Annotated in this window: 19 protein-coding genes; 8 read left to right on the forward strand and 11 right to left on the reverse strand. The window is 56.3% G+C overall.

The window, feature by feature from the left end:
- Positions 1-111: 111 nt before the first annotated feature.
- Together ydfZ and DSD31_RS11635 are read right to left on the reverse strand one after the other, a co-directional pair.
- Positions 112-315, reverse strand: coding sequence for a putative selenium delivery protein YdfZ (gene ydfZ, locus DSD31_RS11630; RefSeq protein WP_004862611.1), 204 nt, complete (start codon positions 313-315; stop codon positions 112-114).
- A gap of 164 nt (positions 316-479) precedes the next feature.
- Positions 480-2,102 carry an inorganic phosphate transporter gene (locus DSD31_RS11635; protein WP_015584211.1) on the reverse strand — a complete coding sequence of 541 codons (1,623 nt, stop codon included), beginning with the start codon at positions 2,100-2,102 and terminating at the stop codon, positions 480-482.
- 187 nt (positions 2,103-2,289) lie between these two features.
- On the opposite strand from DSD31_RS11635, the gene DSD31_RS11640 reads away from it, so the two are divergent.
- A complete protein-coding gene (locus DSD31_RS11640) occupies positions 2,290-3,318 on the forward strand; it encodes a CorA family divalent cation transporter (RefSeq protein ID WP_004862606.1) in 1,029 nt (342 codons plus the stop codon).
- 62 nt (positions 3,319-3,380) lie between these two features.
- Here the strand turns inward: DSD31_RS11640 and DSD31_RS11645 are convergent, their stop codons facing one another.
- The gene (locus DSD31_RS11645; protein WP_054828937.1) at positions 3,381-4,553 is read right to left on the reverse strand and encodes a MalY/PatB family protein; all 1,173 of its coding nucleotides are present in this window, start codon (positions 4,551-4,553) and stop codon (positions 3,381-3,383) included.
- Positions 4,554-4,602: 49 nt separating this feature from the next.
- Entirely contained in the window at positions 4,603-6,195 is a 1,593-nt protein-coding gene (gene malX / locus DSD31_RS11650; RefSeq protein WP_004862603.1) for a maltose/glucose-specific PTS transporter subunit IIBC, read from the reverse strand.
- 174 nt (positions 6,196-6,369) lie between these two features.
- Here malX and DSD31_RS11655 point away from each other — a divergent pair, with 174 nt between their 5' ends.
- Complete coding sequence (locus tag DSD31_RS11655) at positions 6,370-7,398, forward strand: Mal regulon transcriptional regulator MalI (protein WP_004862601.1); 1,029 nt, start codon at positions 6,370-6,372, stop codon at positions 7,396-7,398.
- A 178-nt stretch (positions 7,399-7,576) separates the two neighbouring features.
- On the opposite strand, the gene DSD31_RS11660 is transcribed toward DSD31_RS11655, so the two are convergent.
- Together DSD31_RS11660 and manA are read right to left on the reverse strand one after the other, a co-directional pair.
- Entirely contained in the window at positions 7,577-9,121 is a 1,545-nt protein-coding gene (locus tag DSD31_RS11660; RefSeq protein WP_064359279.1) for a YdgA family protein, read from the reverse strand.
- Between the two features lie 98 nt (positions 9,122-9,219).
- Positions 9,220-10,398, reverse strand: coding sequence for a mannose-6-phosphate isomerase (gene manA / locus DSD31_RS11665; RefSeq protein WP_064356997.1), 1,179 nt, complete (start codon positions 10,396-10,398; stop codon positions 9,220-9,222).
- Between the two features lie 196 nt (positions 10,399-10,594).
- Between manA and fumA the strand changes: the two genes are divergently transcribed.
- A complete protein-coding gene (gene fumA, locus DSD31_RS11670; RefSeq protein ID WP_064359281.1) occupies positions 10,595-12,241 on the forward strand; it encodes a class I fumarate hydratase FumA in 1,647 nt (548 codons plus the stop codon).
- Positions 12,242-12,385: 144 nt separating this feature from the next.
- Positions 12,386-13,786 carry a class II fumarate hydratase gene (fumC, locus tag DSD31_RS11675; RefSeq protein WP_064359282.1) on the forward strand — a complete coding sequence of 467 codons (1,401 nt, stop codon included), beginning with the start codon at positions 12,386-12,388 and terminating at the stop codon, positions 13,784-13,786.
- Here fumC and tus read toward each other — a convergent pair.
- The 3 genes from tus to DSD31_RS11690 form a co-directional block, all read right to left on the reverse strand.
- A complete protein-coding gene (gene tus / locus DSD31_RS11680) occupies positions 13,776-14,708 on the reverse strand; it encodes a DNA replication terminus site-binding protein (protein ID WP_004862589.1) in 933 nt (310 codons plus the stop codon). The two genes, fumC and tus, sit on opposite strands and share 11 nt — an antisense overlap.
- 83 nt (positions 14,709-14,791) lie before the next feature.
- A complete protein-coding gene (rstB, locus tag DSD31_RS11685) occupies positions 14,792-16,093 on the reverse strand; it encodes a two-component system sensor histidine kinase RstB (RefSeq protein ID WP_004862587.1) in 1,302 nt (433 codons plus the stop codon).
- Positions 16,094-16,251: 158 nt separating this feature from the next.
- Entirely contained in the window at positions 16,252-17,142 is an 891-nt protein-coding gene (locus DSD31_RS11690; protein ID WP_004862586.1) for a LysR substrate-binding domain-containing protein, read from the reverse strand.
- A 163-nt stretch (positions 17,143-17,305) separates the two neighbouring features.
- Here DSD31_RS11690 and DSD31_RS11695 point away from each other — a divergent pair, with 163 nt between their 5' ends.
- The 3 genes from DSD31_RS11695 to DSD31_RS11705 are packed head-to-tail and all read left to right on the forward strand — an operon-like array spanning position 17,306 to position 19,092.
- Complete coding sequence (locus DSD31_RS11695; protein WP_004862584.1) at positions 17,306-17,830, forward strand: DUF4286 family protein; 525 nt, start codon at positions 17,306-17,308, stop codon at positions 17,828-17,830.
- Between the two features lie 20 nt (positions 17,831-17,850).
- Positions 17,851-18,177, forward strand: coding sequence for a hypothetical protein (locus DSD31_RS11700; RefSeq protein ID WP_004862582.1), 327 nt, complete (start codon positions 17,851-17,853; stop codon positions 18,175-18,177).
- A 12-nt stretch (positions 18,178-18,189) separates the two neighbouring features.
- Positions 18,190-19,092 carry an MBL fold metallo-hydrolase gene (locus DSD31_RS11705; RefSeq protein ID WP_032717528.1) on the forward strand — a complete coding sequence of 301 codons (903 nt, stop codon included), beginning with the start codon at positions 18,190-18,192 and terminating at the stop codon, positions 19,090-19,092.
- A gap of 55 nt (positions 19,093-19,147) precedes the next feature.
- Here the strand turns inward: DSD31_RS11705 and rstA are convergent, their stop codons facing one another.
- A complete protein-coding gene (gene rstA, locus DSD31_RS11710; protein WP_004862578.1) occupies positions 19,148-19,864 on the reverse strand; it encodes a two-component system response regulator RstA in 717 nt (238 codons plus the stop codon).
- A 248-nt stretch (positions 19,865-20,112) separates the two neighbouring features.
- On the opposite strand from rstA, the gene DSD31_RS11715 reads away from it, so the two are divergent.
- Complete coding sequence (locus DSD31_RS11715; RefSeq protein ID WP_004862575.1) at positions 20,113-20,448, forward strand: GlpM family protein; 336 nt, start codon at positions 20,113-20,115, stop codon at positions 20,446-20,448.
- On the opposite strand, the gene folM is transcribed toward DSD31_RS11715, so the two are convergent.
- Positions 20,445-21,170 carry a dihydromonapterin reductase gene (gene folM, locus DSD31_RS11720; RefSeq protein WP_097358242.1) on the reverse strand — a complete coding sequence of 242 codons (726 nt, stop codon included), beginning with the start codon at positions 21,168-21,170 and terminating at the stop codon, positions 20,445-20,447. The two genes, DSD31_RS11715 and folM, sit on opposite strands and share 4 nt — an antisense overlap.
- Positions 21,171-21,201 lie beyond the last annotated feature (31 nt).

Here is a 21,201-nt window from a genome sequence, read left to right on the forward strand (position 1 = left end):
GAGAAAACGCTCGATGGGATCAAAATGAATCGATCCGGCAACAAAAATAAAGGCCGCCGCGGCGGCCTTTATTCTCTTTCGGCAGGGCGACGAGCCATCGCCGGGAGGTAATTAATGAAAGCCCAGCCGAATAAGGCTCATTGGGCAATATAACCCTTCGCAGCCTTCTATTTCCACGCAGTCCGCGCGGCGTAATTGTTCCGCCGTTTTACCTTCGCCGTGGATGGCCTTAATGACGCCCGTCACGCCATTTCCTGCCACCATAACCATGCTGCCTGTTGAGATAGCGTTACGGTTACGATCGTAAGTTTTCATGGTTTCCTCCTCTTATCAAAATAGCTGAACGGGATGGTTAGCGGCTTTTTAATACACCTTTTGCCAGTGAATTTTTTTGAGCTTTATCAAAATCATGGCTGTTTTTACCCATGAGTCCGCCCGTCAGGGCGACGGGCGGGAAGCGGGCAAATCTGCGCCGGTGGCTAGGACACTTTTGCGAACATCCAGTACAGCACCGCGGAGAGGATCACCGAGGCGGGCAGCGTCAGTACCCAGGCCATCAGCAGATTACGCACGGTAGAAAACTGCAGTCCTGAGCGATTTGCCGCCATGGTTCCGGCGATACCGGAAGAGAGGACGTGAGTCGTGGAAACGGGAAGGCCAAAAGCATCGGCGGCGCCGATGGTGCTCATCGCCACCAGTTCTGCGCTGGCACCCTGCGCGTAGGTCAGGTGCGTTTTGCCGATCTTCTCGCCAATGGTGACGACAATACGCCGCCAGCCGACCATGGTGCCCAGTCCGAGCGCCAGAGCAACGGCCACTTTGACCCAGAACGGAATGAAACGCGTGGCGTTATCGAGCTCTTTTTTCAGCGCATCGAGATTCTGCGATGTTTCCAGCGGCAGTTGGAGATCGGGGTTATTCTTCAAATGCTTGATAGTTTCCGAAGCCAGATACATATCGTTACGGGTGTTGGATACCGCCTGGGCCGGGATTTTATCTACCGAACCGTACTGGCGAATCTGGTCGCCAATAATGCCGGAAAGGCGCGCCAGCGCCGGTAATACGTCCGGCGTCAGCTGGCTGTCGCGCACATACTGGGTCAACACTTCACGAGGATCGGTGGGGAGGTTGCCCGGGAATTGTTTGAGCAGCCTGTTTTCGGTGACTTCGGCCAGCGCCGCGACCCGCGGTGCCTGTTCCGGCGGCAGAGTGCGGTTAAGCGCATAGGCAATGGGCATGGTCCCCACCAGAATCAGCATAATTAGCCCCATTCCCTTTTGCCCGTCGTTAGAGCCGTGGGCAAACGAGACGCCGGTACAGGTGAGGATCAGCAGACTACGGATCCACAGCGGCGGCGGCGCGTCATTTTCCGGTGCAGCGTAGAGCTGCTTGTTTTTGACGAAACGCTTTAACAGCAGCAGCAGGACGGCGGCGCAGACAAAACCGACCACCGGCGAGAGCAGCAAAGAATAGCCGACATTGACCGCCTGGCCCCAGTCGACGCCGCTGGTACCGTTGCGCCCGTGGATCAGCGCGTTTGAAACGCCGACGCCAATGATCGAGCCGATCAGCGTGTGTGACGAAGAGGACGGCAGGCCGAACCACCAGGTGCCCAGGTTCCAGATAATGGCTGAAAACAGCAGGGCATACACCATGGCAAACCCGTTGCCGGTACCGGCCTGCAGAATGAGTTCGACCGGGAGTAATGAAATGATACCGAAGGCCACCACGCCGCTGGAGAGCAACACGCCGAGGAAATTAAAAAAGCCGGACCACATGACCGCGACCGTCGGCGGCAGGGAGTGGGTATAGATGACGGTGGCCACGGCGTTGGCAGTATCATGAAAGCCGTTAACAAACTCAAAGCCGAGTGCAATCAATAAAGCCAGCCCTAATAAAAGAAAAGGCAGGTAGCTGGTATATACCGTTCCTGAACGGGCCACGTCGTTAAATAAGCTCACGGCGGAAAATGCGATGCCGATAGCTAATAAAAAGACAAAAAAAAGAACAGTTTTTTTACTGTTCTTTTGGTAAATCTTTGACTGGATGATTTGCGGGCTAAGGCCCGGCGCAACGCGTTGCGAGCTGCTGTTATCGCTCATCAGGAACCTTCCTTTAAACGTCAGACAGGATAAATTGTTACGGGTGACAGCGCTGAACTTATAAAACGCAGATGTCAGCCAGGTTTCCGTTTGATGAACAAATCATTAACCTTGCCAGGCTCTGAAAAATAGCGAAAGATGACTTTATTCGGGTCCGAACAGCATGCAATACAATCCTGAGGGATATATGAGTCAAGATGTCGCAGGAAAGATGTTAAAGCCCGATTTTGATATGGAAGTCTCCGGGTTGGTGTACGGTTTTCTTTTTCGGGAAGGGCATCAGCCGCTGCAAATCACCTCCCAGCAAGTATGCGCCCGCTTTCACGAGCTGGACGGCGAAAATGATTTCGTCTGGCTGCATCTCAATCTCAACCACGCAACCGCCGAGAAGTGGTTGATGAATCATTTCCCCGTTGCCGATTTTTTCTTTGAGGAGATCCGCGACGGCTCTCACACCACCCGCATTGAGCGCCAGGGCGACAATTTGTTTGCCGTGCTTAACGACGTCATTTTTCATCCCAAAGAGACCACCGCAGAAACATCGACGCTGTGGCTGTACTGCAGCCAGAAGCTGGTGGTGACGGCCCGCTATAAGCCGCTGCGCTTTATTGAATGGATGTTGCCGCGGCTGGCGACATTGCACGTGACATCCTCCACCGCGCTGCTGGCCTTTTTACTGGAGGAGCAGGAGGAGGTGCTGGAACAGGTGGTGCGCCAGGCCAGCCGCCATGTCGATGCCATCGAAGAGCGGCTGCTCAGTAACCACGTCCAGCGTAACCGCGCCGACCTGGCGCGCCTGCGGCGGATGCTCCTGCGCTTTCAGCGGCTGTTGGCTCCCGAACCGGCAGCCATGTTTCGACTCCTCAACCGGCCTCCGGCGTGGATCGATCGCTCCGTGGTTCAGGAGTTTCGCCAGTTCACCGAGGAGTTTACCGTGGTGCTCAACGATCTCTCCGGGCTGACCGAGCGTATCAGCCTGCTGCAGGAGGAGATCAGCGCCCGGCAAATGGAAAGAAGCAACCGCACGCTATATACCTTGACGGTCATTACCGTGCTGGCGTTACCGATCAATATTGTGGCGGGGTTCTTCGGCATGAACGTCGGGGGGATCCCGCTGTCCACCAATCATCACGGGTTTATCCTGCTGGTGCTGCTCGTCGGTGGATTTACCCTTGGGGCCGGATATCTGGCCTTTCGGCGGCGGGACGACTTGTGAGCCGGGCAGACTTGTCCGCGGCGTTTAACACGGCCGACGCCGTGCGGTACGCCGCGGTATCGCTATGCTAAAGCGCGCAGCGCGGCAATCAATCCGTTGACGCCTTTTTCCAGTTTCTCCCGGGGACAGCCGGCATTGAGGCGCACAAAACCAACGCCTTCTTCGCCGTAGGTATACCCGGGCATAATGGCGACCTTCTGAACCTCGATGAGCGCTTTTTGCAGCGCGCGATCGTCTACGCCGAGCGGGCGCAGATCGATCCAGGCGAGATAGGTGGCCTGCGGCGGCTGCCAGTTCAGCTGCGGGAAGGCGTGATTGAGCGCCTGAGCAATATAGCGCATGTTGTCCTGCAAATAGGCCCGCAGCGCATCGAGCCACGGGGCGCCTTCACGGTAGGCGGCAATATGGGCGACCAGCGCCGGTACGGAAGGCGAAGAGAGGCCATCGCGACTCTTCAGAGCCGTGAGATAAGCTTCGCGGGATGCGGCATCATCAATCAGGCCGTAAGCCCCGGTAAACGCGGGAATATTGAAGCTTTTTGAGCCGGAGGTGAACAGCGCCCACGGCCCGCGAGCGACGTCGCACCACGGCGTATGACGATGCTCACCCCAACACATATCCATATGAATCTCATCGCTGATGACCTTCACGCCGTGTTTTTCGCACAGCAGGGCCATGGTCTCAAGCTCCTCGCGGCGCCACACTTTCCCGGTCGGGTTATGCGGGCTGCACAGCAGCAGCAGCGTGTTGCGCGGCTCCGCCAGCGTGCGTTCAAGCTGCGCCATATCGCAATGCCACTGATTATCCCGCTGCGTCAGCGGCACCGATGCAACGCGACGCCGGTTTCCTTCAATGGTTTTATAAAAAGCGTCATAGGCCGGGGTATGGACGACCACACCGTCGCCTTCGTCAGACCACTGGCGAATCATCTCCGCTACCATGTAAATGACCGACGGGCCATAGACGATCGCATCGCGGTTAACGGGGCAGTGAAAGCGGCTGGCGTACCAGTGGGCGACCGCGCCCAGAAACTCATCGTTTTTCCAGCGGCTGTAGCCGAACACGCCGTGCGCCAGGCGCTGACTGAGGGCATCAAGAATGCAGGGGGCGGTGGCGAAATCCATATCGGAGATAGTAAAGGGGAGCAGGTCGGCGGCGCCGAAGCGGTCGGCTACGTAGTCCCATTGCGTACACCAGGTGCCGTGGCGATCGACAGGCGTTGCAAAATCAAACATTGACACTTCCTTTATCAAAGCCCCCTCCGGGTCAGGAGGGGGCGGGCGTTTATGCCTGGACGGTATTCATCAGGACGGTCATTTCATCTTTCACCGACTGCACCTGAGGGCCGATAACAACCTGCAGGTTATGCTGATTCAGCTGTACGACGCCGATGGCGCGGTTGGCTTTCAGCGCGGCGCTATCCACTTTACTCATGTCGTGCACCGACAGCCGCAGGCGGGTAATGCAGTTATCCAGGGAGACGATATTCTCGGCTCCGCCCAGCGCGGCCAGAATTGCCGGCACGTTGTAACCGGATTTACCGGTGACGCCGCTCACGGCTTTGTCAAAGGCCGTCTGGGTTTCGATATCGCGGCCCGGCGTTTTCAGGTTAAAGCGGGTAATGGCGAAACGGAAGATGCCGTAATACACCGCAAACCAGATGGCGGCAACCACCGGCACCAGATACCACTTGGTTGCCAGACCGTGCAGGATGCCGAAGACCACGAAGTCAATGACGTTCCCGTCGGTGTTGCCGATAGTGACGCCCAGCACCGCCATAATGGTGAAGCCAAGGCCGGTCAGCAGGGCGTGAATAACATACAGTACCGGGGCGACGAACAGGAACAGGAACTCCAGCGGTTCAGTGGTGCCGCCGACGACACAGGCAATCACCCCGGAGATCAGCAGGCCTTTAATTTTATGACGGTTTTCCGGACGTGCGCAGTGGTACATCGCCAGTGCCGCTCCCGGCAGGCCGCCGAGGAATGCCGGCATTTTACCCTGCGACAGGAAGCGGGTGGCGCTTTCTGAGAAGCCGTGAGTTTCCGGGCAGCTTAGCTGCGCCTGGAAGATAGTCAGCGCGCCGCTGACGGTATGACCGCACACATCCATGGTCCCGCCCGCTTCGGTAAAGCGAATCAGCGCCACCAGAATGTGGTGCAGACCGAACGGCAGCAGCAAACGTTCGCCGGTGCCGAAGATCATCGGTCCGAAGTCGCCCGCGCTGTTAATCACGTGACCGAGGGCATTAATTCCCATGGCAAAGACCGGCCAGACGAGGGGGATAACCAGACCAACCAGCCCGAGCACCACGGTGGTGATAATCGGTACAAAACGCGTGCCGCCAAAGAAGGCTAATGCGTCAGGCAGGCGGATATTGTGAAAACGCTCGTGCAGCATCCAGACAATGATCCCGGCGATCACCGCCCCCAGGATCCCGGTATCGATCGACTGAATACCGATGATGTTCTGGATATTGTTGGCTTTCAGCACCGCGGCATCGGTCGTGGGGAGAATCCCTTTCGCGGTGAGCCAGAAGTTCACCGCCAGGTTCATGACCGCATAGCCGACGAAGCCGGCGAAGGCCGCCACGCCTTTATTTTCACGCGCCAGCCCCAGCGGAATCGCGATACAGAACATCACCGGCAGGAAGCTAAAGGCGAAGGAGCCGACTTTGCTCATCCAGACAAACACAGCCTGCAGCAGCGGAATATCGAGCCATGGCAGCAGGGTGAGCACATCGTGGCTGCTTAAAGAGCTGCCGATCCCCAGCATGATCCCGCAAAAAGAAAGCAATGCCACGGGCAACATAAACGTTTTTCCTAACTGCTGGAAAAACTCCCACAAGGTAATTTTTGGTGTCGTTTTTGCCGTCATTAACACGAATCCTGATTTTTTAAGTTATGGGTAGGGTGTAACGCTACGGCAAGATAAAACGTTTTATCACTTTTTAGTGCGATAAAAATCACATAATCAGGCGAAGATAACGTTTATAAAGGTAACCCATTGATAAAACGTTTTATCGACCGCCACAGGGAGACGGTTGCAGTTATGGCTATCGCAAAAAAGATCACCATTAACGACGTTGCGCAGGTGGCCGGAGTGTCGGTGAGTACGGTCTCACTGGTGCTGAGCGGCAAAGGCCGGATATCGTCGGCCACCGGCGAGCGCGTCAATCAGGCGATTGAACAGCTGGGTTTTGTGCGTAACCGCCAGGCGGCTGCACTGCGCGGCGGGCAGAGCGGCGTGATTGGTCTTATCGTGAGCGACCTCTCCAAGCCGTTTTATGCGGAGCTTACCGCCGGGCTGACCGATGCGCTTGAGGCCGAGGGGAAAATGGTCTTTCTTACCCAGGGCGGCTACGGTGGGGAAAAAATGCGTCAACGTTTTGAAACCCTGATTTCGCAGGGTGTAGACGGGGTGATTATTGCCGGTGCTATCGACAAAGGTAGCGAACTGCGCGATCGCGCCGCGGAGGTTGGTATGCCGCTGGTGTTTGCCTCCCGCGCCAGCTACCTCGATGATATCGACCTTATCCGCCCGGATAATATGCAGGCCGCGCAGATTGTCACCGAGCATCTGATCCGCCGCGGACACCAGCGCATTGCCTGGCTCGGCGGACAAAGCGCGTCGTTGACGCGGGCGGAGCGGGTGGGCGGATACTGCGCGACGCTGCTGAAGTACGGTCTGCCGTTTCATAGCGAATGGGTCGTGGAGTGCGAATCCAGCCAAAAGCTGGCGGCCGAAGCAATGGCCTCGCTGCTGCGGCAGAACCCGACCATAACCGCCGTGCTGTGTTACAACAACGTGATTGCCACCGGCGCCTGGTTTGGCCTGATGCGAGCGGGACGCCAGAGCGGCGAAGACAGCGTGGAGAGCTATTTTGAACAGCGCGTGGCGCTGGCGGCTTTTGCCGAAGTCCCGGAAAGCGCGCTGGATGATGTGCCGTTGACCTGGGTCACCACGCCTGCGCGCGAGATGGGCCAAAGCCTGGCGGAATGTATTCTACGGCGTCTGGAGAAGGGGCAGATGAGCGCGAGAAATCAAATTATGCCCCCGCGGCTGGTGACCCGAAAATAGCCCCTCGAAGGGGCTCAGATGTAAACTATGGTTCCCGCATTCTGGCCCGGTGGCAGTTACGCCTTACCGGGCCTGCGTGATTGTAGCGGTTGCCACGTCTCCGGTAGGCCCGCGCAAGCGAAGCGTCGCCGGGCACTGACCGCTAAACTGAGCCCCTCGAAAGGGGCTAATCGCGAGATTACTGCTGCGGCGCGACCGGCGGCGCCACTTCTTCTGGCAGGGTTTCCTGCGGTTCGGCGCCAGGGGCTGCCGGCAGAGTAAAGCCAAACATTCCGGCGAACTCATCCAGCGGCATTTTCTGCCCGTTCAGGGTGACCTGACCTTCGGCGTATTGCAGACTGGAGGTGATCGCGTTGTCTTCCATCGCGGTAATGCGGAACATCTGGCCCATGGCGGCAAGACCTTTCACCTGCTGGTCTGCCAGTTTAGCCGCATCTTCCGGCTGGTAGCCTTCGAGGCCGGCAACCTGAGTCATAAATGCGGTGGCCATATCGACCGGAATGACCAGCTTGCTGTCGAGCGACTTGACGCTGCGATCCACTTCATCCGCCAGCGTTTGCGGTTCAGCGGTGGTCAGCGCCGGGTCTTTCAGCAGAACAGACATATTAAAGGTGCTTTCCCCTTTGGCGTTGCGCCAGCTCAGAGGGGCGATAGTCAGCGACGGGTTACCCTTCAGTAAAATCGGTAGCGCTTTAAAGAAGGTTTCCGTCAGCGCCTGCTGGTACAGCTCAGGATTCTGCGCCAGCTGCGGGTTCGCCATCAGCGCCTGCGCTTCGGCATTGTACTGCTGGCTGAACTGATGCCAGGCCTGGCCGTCAAGATTCGCCAGCTTGACGGTCAGTTTACCGCTGCCGATATCCTGGTTTTGCAGCTTCAGGCTGTTGACGGTGTAATCCAGCTGGCTGTTAATCCCTTTACCGTCTTCAGTCAGCGAAGACTGGCCATCGATGTTCATGCCTTCCAGCAGGGCCAGCTCTTTCCCTTCAACGCCAATCGACAGCTTCTCCAGGGAGATTTTCTGCTTACCGATGCGCTCATTGAAGCTGGTCATCTCGGTGGCGCCGTCGGTTTTCAGGTTATTGAAGTTCAACTGAACTTTCTGGTTGTATTCATTCAGCGCGTTGATCTGACCGCTGCTCGCTTCGCCGCTCAGACTCACCGATTTGCCTTCCGCATCCGCATCGAGCTGGAACTGACCGCCGCTGAAGGTGACTTTCTCATCGCCTTTCGCGTAGTCCAGTGGTCTCAGGGCGATAGCCGACCGGCTGTCGCCGCTGTAGGCAATCCGGGTATTGATGGTAAACGGTGACTCGCCTTTGGCGATATCAAACAGCCCTTTGCTGGCATCGTTATTGACCAGCGTGGTTCTGACGGACGCCATCGCCGGGGCAAGCTGGCCGGATTTCAGCGCTGCCGCCGGGAAGGGGCCGTGATCGACCACTTCATCAAACACCAGCGACTGCCCGGCCGCCAGCCAGCTGTTCTCTTTACCGGCAACCGGCTTCACTACCAGCTGCAGGTGGCTACTGAATACGCCGCGCTGATAGTTTTGCCATGACAGCTCGACGCCCGCTTCCGGCGCGCTGCTCTGTAGCTGCGCATTAGCCTGTTGCACTACCTCGGCGAGGTGGCTTTCCAGCTGTTTCCCTGTGTACCAGGCGCCGCCTGTCCAGATGACGCCCAGCGCCACGATAATTCCTGCTGCGACCAGCGATTTCTTCATAGCATTTGTCCATAAATAAAACCAGGCGGATCGAGCCGCCTGGTCATGTTGTCATGATGAGGGAAAGTCTAGCAAGCGCGACTAAAAAGTTCAGTAACTTACTTGAGCTTATTAAAGACGCGCGCCAGACGACCGCTGCCGCTGACCGCGACCGGCGACTCGTTACAGCCAATAAAGGCCGACTCACCGGCTTTCAGGGTCAGACGCTGTTCACCTTTACGCAGAACCGCTTCGCCTTCTACGCAGAAGATGATAGCCGCGCTCTGCTGGTCGAGGGTGGATTCCTGTGCCGAGAGATCGTGCAGGGAGAAGGCGAAATCATCGACCGGAATCGGGAAATCCAGCTCCGCGGCCTGTTTCACCGGCTGAGTCAGCAGCTCGCCTGCCGGCTTGGCAACGAACTTCACGTTGGCAACCAGCTCAGGAATATCAATGTACTTTGGCGTCAGGCCGGCACGCAGCACGTTATCCGAGTTGGCCATCACCTCCAGCGCCACGCCCTGCAGGTAGGCGTGCGGCGTTTCGGCGAACAGGAACATCGCTTCGCCTGGATTCAGCTTCACCACGTTAAGCAGCAGCGGAGAGAACAGGCCGCTGTCGTCGGGATAGAATTCAGCGATCAGGCGGATGGTCTGCCACGGTTCGCCCTGTTGGTTATCCAGCGCCGCTTGCAGCACGCGCAGAGCCTGCGCTTTTTCTTCGCCTTGCATATTGAGCAGGCCGGCGAACAGCTGGCTTAAATGTTCAGCATCCGGATGACTGAGGAATTCGCCGATGGCCGGGTGCGCGCTGGCAACCGGCTGCAGCAGGGCGGCAATCTCGTTAAATTCGCGGAACGCGTTCATCGCCAGGAATGGCGTCAGCGCAAAGACCAGCTCCGGCTTGTGGTTAGGATCTTTATAATTACGTTCAGCGGCATCCAGCGGAATGCCGGCGGCGTTCTCTTTGGCAAAGCCAATTTCTGAAGCCTGCTTGTTCGGATGAACCTGAATGGAGAGCGGCTGGGCGGCGCAGAGCACTTTAAACAGGAACGGCAGTTCGCCGAAACGCTGTGCAACCTTGTCGCCGAGCAGGGCGGACTTGTCGCCGTCAATGATCTGGCGCAGCGCGTGCGGGCGACCGTCAGCGTCGAGAACCTGCGAACTGCTCTTCGGATGCGCGCCCATCCACAGCTCTGCCATTGGCAGGTTGTCCGGGTTGGCGATACCATAAAGTTCCGTTAATGCGGTGTGACTTCCCCAGGCATAGTTCTGCACTGAGTTAATGAGCTTTTGCATTCTCAATCCCTGTTTCCACATGATAATAATCGCTCTATTAAACCAGCAAACCGCCGAGAAGCAACTGCTGAAAGAAAAAGTCGTCCCTGTCTCAGTTTTTGTTAAAATTTTGTGTAAAATTGATCGACTCGCTTTTCTACAGGCAAATGGAGTGTCTGCCTGAAATATAATCAGCCCAGCAGTAAGTGAGAGCACAATGTCGAATAAACCGTTTGTTTATCAGGATCCTTTTCCCCTTAAAAAGGATGACACCGAGTATTATCTCCTCAGTCGTGACTACGTCTCTGTCGCCGAATTCGCCGGCCAGGAAGTCCTGAAGGTTGAACCTCAGGCGCTGACTCTTCTGGCACAACACGCTTTCCACGATGCTTCCTTCATGTTGCGCCCGGCGCACCAGCAGCAGGTCGCCGATATCCTTAACGACCCGGAAGCCAGCGAAAACGACAAATACGTCGCCCTGCAGTTCCTGCGCAACTCCGATATCGCGGCCAAAGGCATTTTGCCGACCTGCCAGGATACCGGTACCGCAATCATCACCGGTAAAAAGGGCCAGCGCGTCTGGACCGGCGGCGGCGATGAAGCGGCGCTGGCGCAGGGGGTGTATAACACCTATATCCAGGATAATCTGCGCTACTCGCAGAACGCGGCCCTGGATATGTATAAAGAGGTCAACACCGGGACTAACCTGCCGGCGCAGATCGATCTGTATGCCACCGACGGCGACGAATACAAATTCCTCTGTATCGCCAAGGGCGGCGGTTCGGCCAACAAGACCTATCTGTATCAGGAAACCAAAGCGCTGATTACCCCGGCGAAGCTGAAAAGCTACCTGGTTGAGAAGATGCGCACCCTCGGCACCGCGGCCTGTCCGCCGTACCATATCGCCTTCGTGATTGGCGGCACCTCGGCGGAATCGACGCTGAAAACCGTGAAGCTGGCATCGACCAAATATTATGATGGCCTGCCGACTGAAGGTAACGAACACGGCCAGGCGTTCCGCGATATTCAGCTGGAGCAAGAGCTGCTGCTGGAAGCGCAAAATCTCGGCCTCGGCGCCCAGTTCGGCGGCAAATACTTCGCCCACGATATCCGCGTAGTGCGTCTGCCGCGCCACGGAGCCTCCTGTCCGGTCGGCATGGGCGTCTCCTGCTCCGCTGACCGCAATATCAAGGCCAAAATCAACCGCCACGGTATCTGGATTGAGAAGCTGGAAAGCAATCCGGGTAAATACATTCCGGAGTCGCTGCGTCAGGCCGGTGAAGGTGAAGCGGTGAAGGTTAATCTCAATCAGCCGATGAGCGAGATTCTGGCACTGCTGTCGCAGTACCCGGTATCGACCCGGCTGTCGCTCAGCGGTACCATCATCGTGGCGCGCGATATCGCCCACGCGAAGCTGAAAGAGCTGCTGGATAACGGCGAAGCGCTGCCGCAGTACGTGAAAGATCATCCGATCTACTACGCCGGTCCGGCGAAAACGCCCGATGGCTATGCCTCAGGTTCGCTCGGCCCAACCACCGCGGGGCGCATGGACTCCTATGTTGATCTGCTGCAGTCCCACGGCGCCAGCATGGTGATGCTGGCAAAAGGCAACCGCAGCCAGCAGGTGACCGACGCCTGTCACAAACACGGCGGATTCTATCTCGGCAGCATTGGCGGCCCGGCGGCGGTGCTGGCGCAGCAGAGTATCCGCAGCCTGGAGTGCGTGGCGTATCCGGAACTGGGGATGGAAGCTATCTGGAAAATCGAAGTGGAAGATTTCCCGGCCTTCATCCTGGTGGATGACAAAGGCAACGATTTCTTCCAGCAGATTCAGACCTCGCAGTGCACACGCTGTGTGAAATAATCGAAGCCGCCCTCCGGGGCGGTTTTTTTATGTCGTTTAGCGGCACGAACGAGCAACATAATCTTAAAAATTTGACCAATACTTAACCCTTTATAGCAGGTGAGCTTTGTCGTAATTACGTACTTTGTATTCAAGGAGAAAGTAATGACAACGCATCGCAGTGAAAGAGACTCAATGGGCGCTATCGAGGTGCCTGCCGATAAGCTATGGGGCGCGCAGACCCAGCGTTCGCTGGAACATTTCCGCATCTCGACGGAAAAAATGCCGGGCGAACTGATTTATGCGCTGGCGCTGACCAAACGGGCGGCGGCGAAAGTTAACCAGGATTTGGGATTACTGACCGCAGAGAAGGCCGGAGCGATTATTCAAGCCGCAGATGAAGTTCTGGCCGGCAATCATCCCGATGAATTTCCGCTGGCCATCTGGCAGACCGGTTCCGGCACGCAAAGCAACATGAACATGAACGAAGTGTTGGCCAACCGCGCCAGTGAGCTGCTGGGCGGCGCGCGTGGCATGGAGCGCAAAGTTCATCCTAACGATGACGTTAACAAGAGCCAGAGTTCCAACGATGTCTTTCCAACCGCGATGCATGTCGCGGCGATTATCGCGCTGCGCGAAGCGCTCATCCCCCGGCTCACGGTGCTGAAACAGACGCTGAGTGATAAAGCTGCGGCCTTCAACGACATCGTTAAGATTGGCCGCACGCACCTGCAGGATGCGACGCCGTTAACGCTGGGGCAGGAGTTCTCAGGTTGGGTGGCGATGCTGGAACACAATCTCCGCCATCTGGAGCTGAGCCTGCCGCACCTGAGCGAGCTGGCGTTGGGCGGTACCGCCGTTGGTACCGGTCTGAATACCCATCCGCAATATGCCGTTCGCGTAGCGGAAGAACTGGCGACCCTCAGCGGCCAGCCGTTCGTCACTGCGCCGAATAAATTTGAAGCCCTCGCGACCTGCGATGCGCTGGTTCATGCCCACGGGGCGCTGAAGGGGCTGGCGGCTTCGTTGATGAAGATTGCCAACGATGTACGCTGGCTGGCTTCCGGCCCGCGTTGCGGGATTGGCGAAATCGCGATTCCGGAAAATGAACCCGGCTCATCCATCATGCCCGGCAAGGTTAACCCGACGCAGTGCGAAGCGCTGACGATGCTGTGCTGTCAGGTTATGGGGAATGATGTGGCGGTCAATATCGGCGGGGCGTCCGGTAACTTCGAACTGAACGTATATCGTCCGATGGTAATTCATAACTTCCTGCAATCGGTGCGTCTGCTGGCGGATGGGATGGAGAGTTTTAATGAACACTGTGCGACCGGCATCGAACCGAACCGTGAACGGATCGCTCAGTTGCTCAATGAGTCACTGATGCTGGTCACGGCGCTGAATACCCATATTGGCTATGACAAAGCGGCGGAGATTGCCAAAAAGGCGCATAAAGAGGGGCTGACGCTCAAAGCCTCCGCGTTAGCGCTGGGCTATCTGACGGAGGCCGAATTTGACAGCTGGGTGCGCCCGGAAGAGATGGTGGGCAGCATGGCTACTCGTTAGCCAGCCACAGATGCAGTCGCGGGATAAGTAACCTGAGCGACTGCGCCTGCGGCTTATAGCGATACTGCACATTATCCGCATCGTAGTTCAGTAACTCGCCGATATCCGGCACGCTCACCCCCTGAGTGCCGGATATCAGCGTGATAAGCGGGCCCGGGCAGGCGTACTGCACCTGTTTCTGTTCACCGGCGTACCAGACGCGTGCAATAGGCTGGACCTTCACCGGCCGCTTGATCTTAAGTTTTGCCCGCTGCGGCAGAGCGGCGACATCCTGATATTCTCGCTCCAGTTTGCTTTGCCACTGTTCACGCGTCCAGGGCGGCACCGCGCGCGGCGATTGCAGACTTTTTTCCAGCTGCTGCAGCACCTCATCACGGGTGAGATTTTTAATCACGTGCTTATTAGCCCAACCGAAGCGAAGGGTGCTTGGGTCGCATAGCACCGTCAAGGTACGGTAGGCGCTGAGGGTGATAAGCCCCGGCAGATGACGGTGCACCCATTCAAAACGTGCCGCGGCGGGCAGGCCGGAATCAACGGTGACAATCTTTTCGAAAGCGGCTTTCAGCGCGTTAATGCGAGAAATGCTCTGCAGTAACGCCGCCTGTTCTTCGCCATCGGTTTGCAGGCAGATGGCGCCGGGGAGGCGGACCGCAGCCTTACTGCTACGGCTTTCTGATTGCTGTTGAATGAACAGATGGCTGTAGTGTTTCAGCGCCATCTCCAGCGCCGGTTGACCGGTGTGCTGAACCACCTGAATAGTCTCCAGCGGATCGTGTTCCGTCTCTTTACTGACGGCCGGCAGTTCAAACACCCGGGCGGCCAGCAGTCGACAGGCGCGCAGGCGTTGCTGGAGCATCTGTAGCTCGCGTTCCAGCTGGCGAAAGGTGTCATTCAGACGTTCAACGAGATCGTAGCTGGCCATAGCGCCCACCTTAGTTACAACATACTGTTTGGTTTTTAACTATACGCAGGCCGAAGCACCTGCGCAAGAGAGTCAGGCAGTACTCAAAGAGCGCTCAAATTGGGCAGCTGGTGATAGATTGGCCAGCTAAAACAAAAGCGAGCGCCGCCCAGAGAGCTGGCGCCGCAGCTCACCTCGCCGGACATGGCCTGGGCGATACTGTGGACGATCGCCAGCCCAAGCCCGCAGCCGCCGGTGGCCCTGTCACGGCTAGGATCGAGACGGACAAAGGGCTCAAACACCCGCTCGCGCTCCTCCGGGTCGATGCCCGGACCGTCATCTTCAACCTGTAAAGTTGCGCGCGAACCCTGTAGCGTGAGGCTGACCTGAATTCGCTGATTGCTGTAGCGCAAAGCGTTGTTGACGAGATTGTCCAGCACCCGTTCCATCAGACGCATATCAAGCGCGCCGTAATCCCCGGCGACCACCTTATGTAACGTCACATCGCGTTGGGGATTAACCATCTGAATCTCTTCAACGTGCGCCGCTATCCAGGCGGGAAAATCAGGCGTCGTCAGGTGTAGTTCGTTCTGCGGTCGGTCCAGACGGGCGTAGGTCAACAGCTCCTCGATTAAGGCTTCCAGCTGCCCAATATCGCGGTTCAGCGCCTGGGATTCCGCTTCGGTCAGGTTTTCACTCATCTCAAGGCGATAGCGCAGACGCACCAGCGGAGTACGCAGTTCGTGGGCAATGCCGTCGATCAGCAGCTTCTTGCTGGCGATTAGCGCGTTGATATTGTCGGCCATCTGGTTAAAGGCCACGCCCAGACGCTCGAAGCTGGACATACTGTCGAAATGAATGCGTTCGGTGAAATGCCCCTCGCCAAAGCGTTGTGCTGCGGTCTCAAGACGCAACATATCCTGCCAGTGGGGGCGCATCCAGATGAACACCGGAAAGGCCAGCGAAATGGCGATGAAAGCCATTAAGGCAACATCCAGCAAACGCATCTCGTGGAGGAAGTAGAGATAGGGGACGGGGCCCACCGACAGAACATAGTGGCTTCGCGGAATGCGTTGAATAAAGGTGTATTCATCATCGAGGGCGACAATATCCCCGGCGCGCAGATGCTGCATGGAGTTTTCCGACAGCTTAAATTTGCTCAGCGGCTCAATATGCAGATCGAACGACAGATTAAGATCCAGCTCCTTTAGCGTTTTGCTCCAGTCGCGCGGTGGGATTTCCCGCAGCTCGCTGCGCATCAGATACAACGAGCTTTTCATCAGATCGTCCAGCGACTGCCGGCCCGCACGTTCGGCGGTGAATTTATACACCAGCCCCACCAGCATGGTCATCACCAGGAAGCAGACGAACAGCAGAAGGTAAAACTGCACAAACAGCTTTTTCATTAAATCTCACCTAAAAATCAAAAAAGTTAACTACCTGTCTTTTACCTTCATGGGCACGATGGAGCATTGGCATCGCTCTTTTATGGATTATAAAGATTAGACTTCAGCTGATTCTTATCATGTTTTATTTTCCGCTTTTGACAGAAAGCAGACAACCGCTATGTCACGAGCATCGGTTCTGCCCGTAACCAGCGCTCAAAATCTTGCAGGGCGGGTTCATTAATTCCTGTTTCCACCGGTTTTACCAAACAAAATGTCTTGCTCAGTTGCTCTGAGTCCGGCCAGGGCGCAACCAGCAATCCCTGGTTTAGCTCTTTTTCGACGTATATGCGTGGCACCATGGCCACACCTTGTCCCGCCAGTACGGCTGCTATCGCCATTTCATGAAGGTCATAGCGGACTCCCTGTGCCGGGTTATCAAGGACTATCCCACTTTGCCCGGCATAATGCAGCCAGGCTTCTGGGTTCTGCCGCCGGTGAATGCGGGGCAGTGTATTCAACTGTTCAACGATATCCTTATCGCTTAACAGGTCGGGACGACAAACCGGCACCAGCTTCTCTTCAAACAGAACCTGCGTGCGCATACCCGCCCATGCGGGATGCTCGAAATGAATCGCCGCGTCAAATCCGCTCCCGGTGATAATGAAAGGGTCGGTTCTCGCCGCGATATTCAACGTGATGTCCGGATATAAAGACTGAAAGCCGCTGAGCCGGGGAATCAGCCAGCGGCTGCAAAACGTCGGCAGAACAGCAATTTCCAGGCTTCTGCTGCCTTCAGGCATGCCCATCACATACTGAGTATCCCGTTCTAACCGTTCGAGTATTTCCCGTACGTGATGGGCATAGTGTGAACCCACTGGATTAAGCTTTACTCGGGTTCCCGTACGGTCAAATAGTCTGCACTCGAGCAGAGCCTCCAGGCGGGCAATCTGTCTACTGATGGCGCCTTCGGTCAGCGATAGCTCCGCGGCGGCACGGGCAAAATTACCGTGCCTGGCAGCGGCCTCAAACGCCTGAAGTGAAGCGCTGCTGGGAATTTTTCTGCGCATTAGAATTGCCTTATTCGACGGAAGTGTGAATTGTTAGTGACATAATGTCACTAATACTTGAATTAATATCGATTCATCGCCGAGTTAACAGCATATAGCATGATCAAAAGTCATTAAGCAAGGCCATTCGGGCCCTGCGTTTTATTCATGCAGAGGTGAATCGATGCTCTATACCGTGGAGTGTAACTATACCGACCCTGAAAGTGAGCAGGAGTGGAATACGTTTTACAGCCAGCAAAAGCTGCCCGCGCTGATTTCGGTCGCCGGGTTTAGCTCTTCCCAGCGTTTTAAGGCCCTGAAACCAGGCGGCTCCCGGTATCTCGCCATTCATACGGTGAAGTATGCAGAGGTACTTACCAGCGAGGAGTACAAGCTGAAAGGGGGCGGTCATTTTTCACGCTGGCAAAATCACATCACCGACTGGCAGCGTAATTTGTATGAGTGTGACGGCACGGCACCTGCGGTAGCCAGTGATGAAATCCTGCTGCTCAGCACCCAGCCATTGAGCTTTATTGAGGGGCTGGGGTACCCGGCACTGCAAATGCAGGCGTCAGGATTAGATAAAATGCCCGCCCGACGCATTGCCTGGGTGGTGACGCGGGAAACTGCCGCGCAGTTAGCTGACCTGCCCGGCGTAAACTTCTATGCGCCGCTGACAGCGCAGTTGACGAATCCTGCTCAAGCCTGAAGGGAGGCGAGTTTATCAACATGCCGAATCTGACGTTTTATCTTTCTCAGGAACATGCTGCCAGGTTTAGTGACCTCCGCGATTTAACGCGTACCTGCAGTGCGCTCTGCACAGGCATTCTCGCTGCGGAGTCGGAAAATGTGCATATCATCTATGTCGATGTAAAACCCGGATGCGGACATCCGGTATATGCCGAGCTTTTTTATCGTCTGACAAACGTGCGTACGTCAGAAGTCATGGAGGAGTTCATGCGCGAGTTAGAACGAGCCATTCGACAAGCTTCGGGCCTTACAGCGCGTATTCGCTGTTTTGGCTCCGCTGCATCACACCTGTTTGCGCGCAATTAACCAGAGGTAACGATGAACCATCACTCTTTTTCAACCCGTCGGATTGGGGATTTTGTGGTGACCGCGCTGAGCGATGGCACGATGTCCGCCAGTCTGGATTGGCTGTCAGGCATTGAAACAGCAGAAGCAACGGTGATTCAACACCGCGCCCGGATCGCTGAACCCGGCAATATCCATATCAACGGCTATCTTATCCAGGGGCGCGGGCGAACCCTCCTGGTCGATGCCGGTGCCGGGGGGCTGAATAACGTAGGCGGGCAACTCATAGATAATCTTGGCGCTGCAGGTATTAGCCCCGATGATGTCGATACCGTGTTGCTGACGCACGGCCATCCTGACCATATTGGGGGGCTTTTAGATGCCGGAGGGCTACCTGTTTTTAAACAGGCCGAACTTCATCTTCACCCGCTTGAGGCACAATACTGGCAGGATGATGAACGATTTAAAGTAGCGAATGAGCGCGGGAAGCGAAATTTTAACCTCGCCCGCAGGACGTTAGACGTGTACGCCCGGCAGCTGCGCCTGCTTGACGAGGGGGCGATAACTGAGGGTATTCTCCCGGTATGGCTGCCAGGACATACGCCAGGACATACCGGATTCCGTATCACTTCCGGGGAACAATGCTTATTGATCTGGGGAGACATCGTCCATTTTCCGCATATCCAGTCAGCACGCCCGGACGTTTCCATTGTGTTTGACTGTGACCCCCTTCAGGCTGAAGAGACACGTAAAAAAATCCTCGCGCAGGCGGCAAGTGAAAAACTGTTGGTTGCAGGAATGCATTTAGACCGTTCGGGTTTTGCCAACGTGCTCAAGGCGGGCCAGGGTTACCGTATTGCCTACCGGGAAAACGGGCGAGAATGCCGGTGTGCATCCAGGACTGGCCGCCAGGCCAAAAATGCGGGTCACCTTTAAGTGACCCGCATTAACCCGCCGGCGGTTTTTTGTCGCGTTCTACGGCGGGGGAAGATTAATTGTCCCAGGCGTGAGGAGCGAACAGATACCCTTTATTGCGCACCGTCTTGATGCGATAGGGCTCGGTCGCGCTGTCGAGCAGTTTTTTCCGCAGGCGCGAAATTGCCACATCCACGCTGCGATCCATCCCATCGTAACTGACGCCGCGCAGATTTTTCAGCAACGCATCACGATCCATAATCTGTCCGGCGTGGGTGGCCAGTTCCCATAACAGCTCAAAATCCGCCGTTGAGAGGGCCACGCTTTCGCCACCGAGCAATACCTGACGATTAACCGGGTCGATGAGCAGTGAACCGAATGCAATCGATTTATGCGGGGTGAGCGATGCCGGAGCATTGGTCACGGGGGAGGCGACGTGCTGGCGTAAATGCAGGCGCAGACGTGCCAGCAATACGGCAGGCGGCGTGGTCTTCAGAATGTAATCGCTGGCGCCCATTTCCAGGGACAAAATATGGTTCATATCGCTGTCGAGCGAGGTGAGCAACACAATCGGACCTTGCCACTGGCCGCGCAGATCGCGGCACAGAGTCATGCCGTCTTTGCCTGGCAGCATGATATCCAACAATACCAGATCGGGTTTTTCCCGCGCGATAACCTCTTCTGCCCGGTCACCTCGTGGTTCAACCACTACGTCCATATCGTGCTTTCCGAGATAAGCGGCAATCAGAGCGCCCACTTCCGGATCATCCTCAACAAAAACGATCTTATTCATATCTTACTTGTACTGGAAAAAGAATTAACATACACCGCCACCAGACTACCTGCCATTACTCTTTTATAAAAAAGACCTCATCCTTCAAGCGACCCCGACGTTTGCTTCGCGCGCGGAGCGGTCAGCCGGTTATCTATGCTTCGGGGCATTCGCTCTTGCGCCGCGGTGGGGCGATTCGAATAATATTGTGAAGAGAGATACTTCCGTTATGCTACATCAACTGTTGTTTAAATGTTAAGGCTAAAGGAATGGGGTTGTTGATTAAAGGGCTGATCGGTGCGCTGGTGGTGATATTGATTGGCGTACTGTCGAAAAGCAAAAATTATTATATTGCTGGTTTAATTCCGTTATTTCCGACCTTTGCCCTGATTGCGCATTATATTGTGGCCAGCGAACGCGGGCTTGAGGCGCTGCGGACCACGATCGTCTTTGGGATGTGGTCAATCATTCCCTATTTCGTCTATCTGCTGTCGCTCTGGTACTTCACCGGGATGATGCGCCTGCCGTTGGCGTTGGCGGGCGCAGTCGGGTGCTGGGGGCTGTGTGCCTGGCTGCTGATCCTCGGCTGGAGCCGCTTCCACTAGCGCAGGTGTCTGCCGCCATCCACGGCAAAAGAGCGGCCCGTAACGAACCGGCTGGCGAACAGATAATCGAGCAGGTCGATGATCTCTTTTTCGCCCGCCACGCTTTTCATGAGCGATTTATCCAGTGCCTGCTGGCGATATTCGGCGTCGTCGCCCTCATTAAACATGATCAGCGAAGGGGCAACGGCGTTGACCTTAATCTCCGGCGCCAGCTTACGGGAAAACGAGCGGGTCATATTATCCAGTGCCGCTTTACTGGCCGCGTAGGCAATATGTTTATCGCTGCCGCGTTCAACGACATAGTCAGTGATATGAATAATGTCGCTGGCGGCGTGTCCGTGCCCGCGCAGGAGCGTTTCCAGCGCATGGTTGAGCAAATAGGGGGCATGAACGTGGATCTGCATCATGCTGGCCAGCACCGTGGTGAGTGGAATGCCCGGCTTTTCAGCCATCCAGTCGCTGGCGTTATGGACGATGGCGCGCAGGCCGCCGGCGGCGTGGTGTTTTACCGCTTCGGCGAAGGCCAGTATCTGCTCATCGGTACTAAAATCGGCGGTAAGACAGATAGCTCCGGCGTCGCGCAGTGCGTCAATGGCCGGGTAGTGCGTGCGATAGCTGACGATAACCGGCTGCTGCTGATCCAGAAAATGGTGCGCCAGCGCAAGGCCGATGCGGCGGCCTCCACCGGTGATGAGAATCGGGCGAGGCTGTCGGACAGTCATGGGTATCTCCTTTGAGTTCAGCAGCAGGGCG

The organism is Klebsiella sp. X13, from assembly GCF_003323835.1.
Lineage (GTDB): Bacteria > Pseudomonadota > Gammaproteobacteria > Enterobacterales > Enterobacteriaceae > Klebsiella > Klebsiella ornithinolytica.